General features: G+C 47.7%; 9 protein-coding genes. 4 read left to right on the forward strand and 5 right to left on the reverse strand.

Annotation, left to right across the window (positions count from 1 at the left end; genetic code table 11):
* Positions 1-72: 72 nt before the first annotated feature.
* Genes IKG78_RS09600 through IKG78_RS09615 form a run of 4 tightly spaced genes read right to left on the reverse strand, consistent with a single transcriptional unit; the run spans position 73 to position 6,721 of the window.
* Positions 73-951 (reverse strand): hypothetical protein, encoded by an 879-nt coding sequence (locus tag IKG78_RS09600; RefSeq protein WP_290942764.1) that lies wholly within the window; start codon positions 949-951, stop codon positions 73-75.
* Between the two features lie 3 nt (positions 952-954).
* Entirely contained in the window at positions 955-5,037 is a 4,083-nt protein-coding gene (locus tag IKG78_RS09605; protein WP_290942767.1) for a C25 family cysteine peptidase, read from the reverse strand.
* A gap of 40 nt (positions 5,038-5,077) precedes the next feature.
* Complete coding sequence (locus IKG78_RS09610; RefSeq protein WP_290942769.1) at positions 5,078-5,974, reverse strand: hypothetical protein; 897 nt, start codon at positions 5,972-5,974, stop codon at positions 5,078-5,080.
* A gap of 27 nt (positions 5,975-6,001) precedes the next feature.
* Entirely contained in the window at positions 6,002-6,721 is a 720-nt protein-coding gene (locus IKG78_RS09615) for a hypothetical protein (RefSeq protein WP_290942771.1), read from the reverse strand.
* An 18-nt stretch (positions 6,722-6,739) separates the two neighbouring features.
* Between IKG78_RS09615 and IKG78_RS09620 the strand changes: the two genes are divergently transcribed.
* The 4 genes from IKG78_RS09620 (at position 6,740) to IKG78_RS09635 (ending at position 10,516) form a co-directional block, all read left to right on the forward strand.
* Positions 6,740-7,207 carry a peptide chain release factor-like protein gene (locus IKG78_RS09620; RefSeq protein ID WP_290942773.1) on the forward strand — a complete coding sequence of 156 codons (468 nt, stop codon included), beginning with the start codon at positions 6,740-6,742 and terminating at the stop codon, positions 7,205-7,207.
* A 427-nt stretch (positions 7,208-7,634) separates the two neighbouring features.
* Positions 7,635-8,882: a lamin tail domain-containing protein gene (locus tag IKG78_RS09625; RefSeq protein WP_290942775.1), complete on the forward strand. Its 1,248-nt coding sequence runs from the start codon at positions 7,635-7,637 to the stop codon at positions 8,880-8,882.
* Between the two features lie 264 nt (positions 8,883-9,146).
* The gene (locus tag IKG78_RS09630) at positions 9,147-9,458 is read left to right on the forward strand and encodes a helix-turn-helix transcriptional regulator (RefSeq protein ID WP_290942777.1); all 312 of its coding nucleotides are present in this window, start codon (positions 9,147-9,149) and stop codon (positions 9,456-9,458) included.
* A 125-nt stretch (positions 9,459-9,583) separates the two neighbouring features.
* A complete protein-coding gene (locus IKG78_RS09635; protein ID WP_290942779.1) occupies positions 9,584-10,516 on the forward strand; it encodes a TerC family protein in 933 nt (310 codons plus the stop codon).
* 5 nt (positions 10,517-10,521) lie between these two features.
* Here IKG78_RS09635 and IKG78_RS09640 read toward each other — a convergent pair whose 3' ends face one another.
* Positions 10,522-11,259, reverse strand: a complete 738-nt coding sequence (locus tag IKG78_RS09640; protein WP_290942781.1) for a fibrobacter succinogenes major paralogous domain-containing protein — start codon at positions 11,257-11,259, stop codon at positions 10,522-10,524.
* Positions 11,260-11,425 lie beyond the last annotated feature (166 nt).

The following is an 11,425-nucleotide window of genomic DNA, read 5'->3' on the forward strand; positions in this document are numbered from 1 at the left end:
TTTTTGATAAAGACAAATTAGACTTAACTGGATCCCCTACGCTTCGCTCCGAGGATGACAAGAAGTCCCAGCCTACTTCCTACTTTTCTTTGCTGGGGCTTTTTTCTTCTTGTCGCTCATCTTGACGCGGCGGGAACCAGCACGGAGTCGGTCCCACGGAGCAAAGGACATCGTCCCGAACGTGAATCCAAAGAACCACACGTTAAAAGCGACCCAAATAATTGCGGCAATACCGATTCGCCTCCAATCGACAACTACACTCATATCGACTACAAGCGCTGTAATAGCAAGCAAAGACGCAATCATAATAGGAGCAAGCATCTTTTTGCCCGCCTTCACAAGAGCACCAGCCTGCGGAGAACCTTCACCGAGTTCCTTCCCCGCAATCAAGGCGCATGCAACAACGCCTGAAAATGCAATCGTGCTAAGCACGGCCCACATGAGCCACGCCTTCCCGATCATCAGCGGGAACCATCCCAAAAAACCGGTCAGCAACAACCACGAAAGCACAAAAGGGAACAAAGCGCAAGCGACACTCCACTTGGCAAAAAGCATAAGAAGCAGCGCAAGCCCGGCAAACGCACCGAAAAATATCAGCAGCATGTCCTCGTCGCCGCCCAACGCAAACAGAGCCCCCACAAAAGCCGCAACGCCAAGCAAGCCCACAAGACCGCCACGCACTCCGCCAAATACAAAATAAAGCACTATCATAGAAAGTCCCGCCACAAAGATGTACTGCGACGCATTCCAAGCGGAGGCGACATTCGTAAACTCGGCAATCCACCTGCCCAGAGCTTCAGAAGCACCCAACGGCAAAGACCCCATCTGCTGCCAGCCCGTCGCCACGAACGCCGCGACAAAGCCAACCATCAAAAGCACAAAAATCAGGCGAAAGCGGAGCGACAGCTCAAAAAGCTTCTGAATTTTCCCCGGTTTTTCACGTAATTCCATTATTTACCTCGATATCAACAATTTTTGTTTTTTAGTCCATGTTTTAGTTTTAGATTTCTTAGACTCAGAACTCGATTCCGAGACTTCGCTACGTACAACGTAGTGATACAATCCATTCGCAAGCAAGCGACCGTAATTATCCTTGCCGTTCCAATGCGTCTCACCAGATTTCGCATCCTTAATGACCTTGACCAGTCTGCCATGCTGGTTGTAAATGAATATCGACACCTTCGAATTTTGATCCGCGGAAAGATTCTTAAAGTAGAACGTTGTTCCCGCCTTCCCCATCGGATTCGGAACATTAAACACATCAGAAAGTCCCGTCTGCATGGCATCCGTAATTTGCAGATTGATCTGCTTCGTGGAAGCATTTCCGAGAACATCCATTGCACGAACCTTGAAAGCATAATTTCCTGGCGGATACGATTCGCTGGTCAAAGCCTTGCGGGCCACCGCACGTTTAGAGGACTGTTCCAAAAACGGTGAAGGATGGTAAGGATTTTCCAACCCGATCATTTCAAAAGAAATACCTTCGTCAGCCTGTTCGCGGTAATCCAAAGCGGTCTCGTCTTCAACGATAACTTGCAAGCAAGCAGGAGTCTGGAGTTTGACAAACTGGTTGTCAGCAAAGGACGAAGCCGTCCCGCCGTAACACGACTGGATGCTAATGGAAGGCGGAGTCTTATCTTTCAACGAATCCGCATAATTTGATATGCCCGAAATCTTAATGCTATCTTCGAGGTAGCGACCGACAGCAACTTGGTTCGAAGAATACACCCACGCACGCAATTCAGCAAGAGAATCGCCAATGTTCAATTTTTTCGGGGTAATAAATTCTGTTTCAAAACGCCCGCCGACAACAGGAACAATTTCAGAATAAATAAGCGGTCCGTCATAAGGAACTTTAAGAGTCGAATCCCTAGAAATTAAAGGTAGCGGTTTATTTATACGCCCTTCTCTTAACGTCAAGGCAATGCTTCCCGACGATAAACCTGATACGGTTCCAGACAATTTCATCTTGTCGAGAGCCTTTATCGACTCCACCGGAGAATCAATAGAAATTTTTAAATTCGCATAAGGCATACGAATCACGGGTTCTCCAATCAAGACATAGTGCTCCGAATTATAGACGGCATGAATATCAGAATTCTTGATGATATTGTCCTTGGCCTGCATATATGCCAAGCCTAAGTAATTGCCATTTTCAAGCACAGCGCGACTTATAAAGTTATGTGCAAAAATCTGGTTATAGCTTGCATATGTTTCGCGGGTAGCACCAACGGCAGCTATGGCTCCGGCTTCAGGAGCGACCACAAACGTTTCAGACAAGGACCTGGAACCGCCTTCGTCAAATCGCCCGACTGTACAAGAGAACGAATTCAATACCGTATAAACTTTTTTATTTGAAAGTTTAGATACGTACGAGGGTTTCAAAAGTCCTTCCGAAGCCCACGCCACCTTGGAACCATGACCGAAGTACATCGTCATCAAGGCCCCCTGATTCATGATGCTCATGAAATCGTTCACGGCATCCTGCTTCTGTCCAGCAGCATCGTACTCATAATCCAAAAGATACACCTTCTTCAGGTTCATCCTAAAGCCAAGCTTCGCGGACGATGAATCAATCATCCTCGCAAGATCTTCTTGGTGCATAGTATGCGGAGTCGGATCAGATTCCGTACCGTTACGAGCGTCATCAGCAGCAAGCAAAAGCGTCGTTTTCCATTCACCGTGATTGAACTTGCCAATCTCATCATAGTCTTTGGCCTTTTCATTGTAATCATAAAATTCTTCGACAGACGAAACCGGCAAACGCCCCACAGCAATATCCACATCATGCGGCTTGCCGCTGCGAACAGATTCTCCAGAATCGAGAACCGCAAAGAAATCTTCCGTCACAACCGCTTCCTTTTCAAACGGAGGCATATAGTTCTTGCCTAATTTTGCATTTATGCCTCGATAATCGTAATGACCCGAACCGGCAAGCAATACAAAACGCAAATCCGGACTCACACTGCGTGCATATGCGATAAAGTTTCTAATCGCAATCGGCGATAAAGCACCACCCGTGTAATGCCTATAAATGTTTTCGGCAGAGACGAGCGATGTAACCAGCGAACTTGCCGACTTGTCGCTAGAGCGGAACACCGCCAAGGATTCCGCAGGAGCAAGAAATTCCTCGGGCGTAATGATCAAGTATTCCGTTTTTGACGAAATCTTAGAAAGGTTCTGAACAACATTGCTCGATGTTTTGGGAATGCCTTCAAGACTGATAGCCTTGCGACGATCTTTATCGCGGAAGAGCATATAGCGAACATCTTCATTTTCGCCAATACTATCCACTGCAAATCCGTTTGAAATTTTCAAAAGCCCCACAGGCTTGAAATCCTTGAATTTCATCAAACGGAGATCTTCGTTTTTCCCTACCGGGATGCGGACAACACCCGTTGCGAAACCGGGCAACAACCATTCCGAAGAATCTATAGACACGGTCGTAGGATTCCACTGGTACGCTACCGTATAACCATCAAAACGGTCTGACTGTTTTGTATTCGGCAGCAAGGTGAGTTCATATTCATTATTAGATTTCTTCAACGATTTAATGCTAAAACCAAAATTTCCTCCAGGCAGCAAAGAGCCTTGACTCCAAGAATGCGATTCGCCATTCACCTTCAAACCAAAGCGAATAAACAACATCCTTTCTTCATAACTTCTGGTAGAATAAGTATTATCCGTTTTTTGCGCCACGCCTGCCGAAGACTCAATCGAACGGTACGGGAAAAACGAAACGCCAACATATCCCTTCCCCTCGGAAACAAGCCCCGGCAAATCCTTCGTAGATGAAAAACTCAAATCCGATGGAGAAAGGACAGTCGTATCGTTCATGCCGTGCCAAATCCAGAACCATTCCTTTCCAGAAGAACTTTCCCAATCCAAAGGCTTGCCGAAATAGGTATCGCGCAGCAAAAGCTCTTTTTCGGCGCGTACATATCTAAACCATTCGATATCCTTTGGCGAGGACTTCGGCGGAGTAAGCGTCTCCAAACGAAGCCCCTTGCCCACTTCCTTGTAGCCCAGTACAAAATACTGATAATAGGAATATGGCGAATACGAATGGAAATACGCCATGTTCAATTTGAAAAATTCACCCGGTTCCGAATCAATCCGTTTCCAAAAAGCGTTTCCGTATCCTACGAAATAAAGCGTATCGCCATCGTCAAAAATCTTATTGGAATTGCGGTCGTTAACTCTGATGGGCAGTTCAAAAATATGGTTCGGGTTACGCAGGCTAGCACCGGGAGCCATGTCAGGGAGCGTATCAGGCGAGGCTCCATAAACGCAAAGTTTTTCGATAGGAATGCCATCCAGTTCGCTTTGACGCATGACCTTGAGAAGTGAATTGCGGACCGACTTGAAATCAACCGCATACATGCCATCCTCAGCGAACGAAGCCATGTTCTTATCGCCCACGACTAGCTGGGCCAGCTGAACAATTCCATCAAAATCCGAGGATGCCTCACGACGCAACAGAGAATTGTTCGCAGAAGCAACGCCAAACCGGGCCGCCGACTTCGCATTCGCGACAAGCATAAGCGCTCGTGCTCCAGGATTTCTACCGCTGGCCATAGATGAGCCAAAATCCACTTCCAAACGGAATTTCTGACGGAGCGACACAGATTGTCCACGAACCAAGTATAGCGGGACCAGCACATCCACTTGCCACAAGTAATCCTTCAGGTACGGTTCCGAAACAGAGACCGGCAAAGCTTTAGCCGGAGTCGATTTGCAAAGCGAAGCTCCAAGCGGAAGAACCTTGTCGTCCGTCACGGATACAGACGGTTTCGCATTCGACGGTAATGCAATGCGGTAATGCCTAACAGGAACACCATTGGAATCACTGTAAAAAGAGTTTTCAGGGCTAAAATGCTTTCCCGAACCGTCTTCACAGAGTTCCGCAGACGAATTGAGGACTTCATCGTCCAAGATAAAGTGTCTTTTGGAATCTTCTATGACAGAAGAAGCCAAGCTCGAAACGGTTGCACAGGCAACAAAAAGAATTTGGATTTTTTTTACGATGGATTTCACGAATTCTAAAATAGAAAAGTATCACCCATCTCATGTTAAGCTAGGGTCTCTTAATGACCATTTCAAGGAACCCATTCCCCGTTGTGTGCATTTCGATGACTTCGCCGCCCACAGCTTTCGCCTTAAAGACCGTAATATATTCAGGCGGAATACCCTTCGAGAGAATCATCTCGATTTCCTTAGGCGTAATCATGAATTTTGAATTCCACTTGTCCATGTACCAATGCCACGGTTGCCAGTTAAAAATGCCACGGGTCGATTGCACAAACGCCCGGAGCATCATGGAATACTCGTACTTCAAGAATCCGAGATAATCGTTCACTTCATTATGTTTTTCAACGATGGTTTTCGTGGCAAAATCAGCATCGTAACGCAGCGGAGTCTTGTCGGGATTGTCGTAAGTAAAACGAATTCGTTTATCCAAGACCGATATTTTCAAATTCGAGCGGTCAAGATGCACAAACTCAGTTTCAGAAACTTGTTTATAATCTCTGAAAACGACGTCCGGCGTAAAGACTTTGTTCAACCTCAGCGGTACCGGTTTGGCGTCGAGTGCATCCAGTTCGTAAAACACTATGACTTCACCCGCATCCTTCGGCAACAACACCGAAATCAGCGGCTTATCGCGTTCGGTAATGAGCCACACCATTTTCGGTTTGTTCGACGAATTCAGCATCGGATCAAGCACCTTCATCACAGCGGGGTCGCGAACGCCGTTCACGTCCCATTCCATCCACGTTCCCGAGCCACCGACGGAATCCAAGACATCAAAGAGGCGGCCTCCATTAAAGCCATCCTTCGCTTCGATGGCGCCGTAAATTTTTTTCGAAGGCGCTACCGTTTTAGCCTTGGATGCTGACACCGCAGAATTCGGAGCAGCCCAAGAAGCAGCCGCTAAAGCACAAGCAATTGCGCAAGCCACAAGATATTTACGCATAAACTCTATATCCTAATTACAGTTCTACTAGAAACCGATCGGTTCAAAGAGCGATTCGTCTAGACGGGTATATTGCATGTGATATTTCTTGTCGAGCCAATAAAGAGCAAGCTTGACATCCGACCAATTTTTCTTGGAAGCGGTCGCTTCGATCCCTTTCGTGATGAGCGGCAAAGTCTCAATCAGGTTCAGTTTCCACTTGGTGTCGTCCCAATTGAACAACATAATCGGAACCTTCGGGCTCGACGCAAGGCCCACGCTTCCGCGATCGTTCTTAACTTCGAACGGTCCCATGTTCACGCGATCGACCAAGTTCAAAAATTCGCTACCGTACAGGAGCAAATAGAGCATGCGATAATCCGGCACTTGCCAGAGGTGTTCGCGTTCGTACAGCCTATACAGCAAGATGGCGTAAGCCTCGTAGAACTGGCACGAAGCAAGCGCCGTCGAATCGTAGTTTTTCGCATGGTTTTCAAGTTCGTCCATCCAGTATTCCGAAGAATCCGTCAAAAAATCCAGCAAAACATCTGACGGAGCATGATCTTTCACAGCCGCCTTGAACGAGTCGAACATCTCGCCCAGCATAGCAAGTTTGTCCGCCTCTTGAGCCTTGAATTTGGCATCGCGGACGGCTGCGGTCTCCACAGGTTCGTTTGAGGAACTGTTAGAAGAACCGGCACAGCCCATCATAAACGTGAATACGCTCACCAAAAGCGCTAGAACTATTTTATTTTTCAAGATATGCATCGCGATACCTATTTGAAAATGAATCTGGACGAACTTTTACGGGCATGCTCCCTGAAAGGTTATCAAGGCAGCGGACCCGGCGGCCAGCACAGGAACAAGACCAATACCGGCGTTCATCTTTCGTTACAACAATATAATTTAGAAATTAAGTCTTCCGAAAGCAGGAGCGCAAAAGAGAATAAAATTCACGCACTGCACCGCATGCAAATGGCACTTGCATTGAATGTCCGCGAGACACCTCCCGAAGTCGAGATGAAATTTCCGGGGAGCAACGGGCATATCCAGCCGAGCAACCCGCAATTTCCGCTGTTCGTCGCCCACGTTTTTGACATCATGGCGACAAAGAACGGCGACACGAAAGCAGCGGCGGCAGCATTTGGACTTTCGCCGAGCGCCCTTGTGAAAATACTCAGGCAAGACAAGTCGTGTGCCGCCAAGCTCCAAGGCAACCGCGTCGAGAACGGCAAGAGCAAGTTGCATCTTTAGACGAGAGTTGGGATTAGGTTATAGGTTATAGGGTTTAGGAACGCGAGGGGGACTGTATCTGCGATAAGAGCCGTATCCGTGAGGGAGAACGCATCTGCGAGGGGGACTGTTAGGGATTTGGTTATAGGTTTTAAAGCTTAGGATCGCGAAGGGAACAGTATCTGCGAGGGGTGACGTGTAAGCTGGTCCCGGCATGCTTCGGCAAGCTCACTTCGGCGTTGCTCAGTGCAGGCAGCACAGGCTCAGGCCGGGATGACATGCAAAAAAGGTCAAATACATCATCAAAAAAAATGTAGTGAATCGTGCGGAAAGCTTGTAAATACTGGGCTGCAACGCAGTAAACATCTTTTTACAAAAAAGTCTTGGACAAAGCACCCCCTAAAAGCGTGTTAAATAAGTAGGACCATTCCACAAAATAGGAGGTTATATGAGTCCTACAACAAAAAAACACGTCTGCCTTAGCGCAGCCGCCACCCTCATGGCGATTTCTCTTTGGAATTGCTCCAGCGAATCCAGCGCAGAATCGTCCATTCCGTCCATCCAGACTGGCGAAACGGCCAACGTCGCTCTCAATCTGGACTTTGCCGAAACGCCGCTGCTCGACAGCCTTGTGCTCGACTGCTACGGCACGGACACGCTCCACCTCGTCCACTCCATCGAAAAGAAGTCGTTCAACCTCGACCTTTTCCCGGGCGAAGAATGGGTGTTCAACGCAAAGCTCTACGCGAACGGGGCCTTGATGCAGGAGGGCGAAGTCACGACCGCCCTTGAAGCAGGTTCCGCCGTGAACTTGAAGATTCCGATGCACGCGCTCGTCGGTTTCGTCTATGTGAAGATTCCCATCGGCTTTGGGAACCCCGCAGGCATCAAGAAGGGCGAAATGAAGCTCACCAGCAATGGCGAAACCTTCACCTACCCCATGGTATTCGACTCCGAGAACGTCACCTTCACCAGCGACGACCTCAAGCTCGACCGCGAATACCACATCACCATCTCGATGCAAGACGAAAGCAACAAGACCATCTTCAGCATGGAAGACGACTTCACGCTCGACGAAAACTCGCCCATTCCGCACTTCCAGATTGAATCGCTGCGCAGCAAAATTGCACTTGCGATCGACCTTGCGAAAGACGTGAATTTGCAGGTTTCGCTCAAGCTCCCGGCCATCAAGCGCGCCCCGGCAGTCAACGATGTCGTCGTGAGCGAATTCTTCGTGCAGCCCAACGCCAAGGATTCCACGCAGTTCACCTTCGTCGAATTCTACAACGGCAGCACGGACACGCTCGTTCTGGACAAGTGCACTTTCGGCAAGACCTCGAACGTGAGCGGTTCTGCAGAAATCGCGACCGTCGAACTCCCGCCAAATGAAGTGCTCGTCGTGGGCGACCTCGAAGGGGCAAGCTCCGCCGGCATCTACAAGTACACCGAAAGCATGCCGTCGTTCGGCAAGTCTTCCGGCTCGCTTGTACTGCAGTGCAACGGAACGGTTCTCGACTCGCTCTATTACGGCAAGGCCGATTCGCTCCACGTTTCGCCGCTGCCCATCGGCTCGTCTTCGGCTGCTGTCCGCAAGAGCACGCAGCTGAACATCGGGCTTTGGAACAAGCGCACGGAACCCGATTCCTGGTGCACGAACATCCCCACTCCGGGAATCATTTCGTCCTGCGGAATCTAGGTAATTCCTAATTCAAAATAAAGTGATGGATCCATCGCATTTTGCAATGGGTTCATCATTCTATTGCCTAAAAGCAATCAAAGCAATCCTGCAAAAATGTTGACTATTAGCCAATTTTGGTTATATTAAATAAGTTATTAGAAAGAATAAAACTTAGCGAAACCATAGAGGTATATTATGCAGGCAGTCGTGAATCAGCCCCATACGCAAAACACTGAGGCAGCATATTTCAGAATCGAAGGTAAAGTGCCTAAGTTTGTGATAATGTTCCTAGAATCAGCATTCAAAGATTCTCTAAAAATTGAAAAAAATGAAACTGAAGATGACGAAGAATCTATACGCCTTGAAGATTGGGACTGGTACAAAGAAATCACTGCGTCCATGACTCCCGGCGACGCAATAAAAGCAGACCGAGGTCTTCGCGGATGGACACAGAAAGTTCTCGCCAAAAAACTTAAAATTTCCGTGCAGAATCTCTCCGAGATAGAGCGCAATATTCGTCCGATTTCAAGGGAAATGGCCTCAAAACTCGGCAAAGTATTTGGAACCTCTCCGTCAACATATTTCAAAGAGTAGCGAGAGAATTCGAAAATTTTGAAACAGAGATGCAAATAAAACAGCGATCGTTTCTCATGAGGCAATCGCTAAAATGCTACTTTTAAGAAACAAACGCAACAAGCACAATTATTGCGAGGGCTTTTATGACACTTTTCTGGATTCTGTTCCTTATTCTCGTCGGAATTTTCTTGGCGTTGGACCTTGGCGTTTTCCACAAGAAAGACTCCATCATTGGAATTGGAGAGGCTCTCCGCTGGACGGGCATTTGGATAGCGCTTTCGCTGTTGTTCGACGTGGCACTTTACTTTCTTTACGGGAACGGAACGCTGCACGGGCCGGCAGGCGCCGTCGCTGGGAGCGAGGCCGCCCTCGAATACTTGACCGGCTACATCATCGAGAAGTCGCTTTCACTTGACAACATCTTTGTGATGGCCGCCATTTTTACGTATTTCAAGATTCCGCAAATTTACCAGCACCGCGTGCTCTTTTGGGGCATTCTCGGAGCGATAGTCCTTCGCGGCGCCTTTATTTTCGCAGGAACGGCGTTGCTCCAGCATTTCCACTGGGTGATTTACGTGTTCGGCGTGCTGCTCTTGTACAGCGCGTTCAAGATGCTGTTCCTCGATGACGACAACGAGCAGGACTTGAGCAAGAACAAAGTTGTGATTCTCGCCAAAAAGTTTTTCCCGATCGCGACAGAAATTAACGGTCATGCGTTTTTCGTCAAGGAGAACGGCAAACGCTTCATGACTCCGCTCATGCTCGCCCTCATCGTCATCGAAACCTCGGACGTGCTTTTCGCGATGGATTCCATCCCCGCCATTTTCGGCGTGACGCTCGATCCGTTTATCGTCTTTACAAGCAACATCATGGCGATTCTCGGACTGCGTTCGCTGTACTTTGCACTCGCCGCCATGCTCGGCAAATTCGACAAGCTCAAATACGCCATCGTGTTCGTCCTCGCATTCGTGGGTGTTAAAATGCTCATCGCCGCATGGTACGAAATCCCGACTCCGGCAAGCCTCGCCGTCATCGTCGTAAGCCTCACCATAGGAGTGCTCGCCAGCAAAAAATAAGCAACTTAGTCTTTGATACAACGGACAGAAGTAGCGTAGCCTTTATCATAATTATTCAAATACCCAGACTCAGTCATACAATGTGCAGCAAAGTCATAAATATCTGTAGCACTCCAAAAACAGGTTCCCTCACCTTCGTATTCATACCTATCCCTTTCTTTCCTATGCTGAGCGACTTTCCAATGCCCCGCAGGCAGTGCCGCAAAACCAAACTCATCATATTTTTTACTATAAATGTTTTTTTTCCAGCTAGCGATAGACACTAAACTTCCATGACAACTCCAACCATTCCATTCATTCCAGCTTCCCCCAACTGCCAAAACTAAAGTTTCAAATTCTGTTTTCGTTGGCAAATGCCAGCCTAAAGGACAAACGCCTTGAGTCACCTCAGGTGCGGAACACAAATATCCAGTATCACCACATTCACTTTCGTTCATATCAACAGCGTCAATCCACGAATAAAGCCTTCCATACGTTTCGCAGTATTTAAGAGAATCATTGTAGCAACGACTGCGATTCGTCTTGAAATTCAGATTCTCAGCCATCCACCACTGGTCCCCAATTTTCACAGTTTTATAGATTTGGCCATCGCGAGCGTCCGTTAATGATCCGTATTCGCAGGTATCCGTACTGTCTGTTTTGCAGGGCTTTGCCAAAGTGACAGAGCTAGAAGATACACTATTTTGTTCGACATCGCTAACGGAAGAAGAAGATTCGCATTCCGCACAAGACGAATAGATCAACTCATTTTCATCGGGATTATTTGACTATAACGCGGCGGTTTGAATGAGACGATTTGTCGGTTTAAATGAGACAAAAATTAAAAGGTGTAACGAAAGTTACACCTTTTTGCTTGAATTACTATAGATGATTTAAATAGTAAACCAAGCAGATCCACCATAAGTATAA

Origin of the sequence: Fibrobacter sp. (assembly GCF_017545445.1) — a bacterium.
Lineage (GTDB): Bacteria > Fibrobacterota > Fibrobacteria > Fibrobacterales > Fibrobacteraceae > Fibrobacter.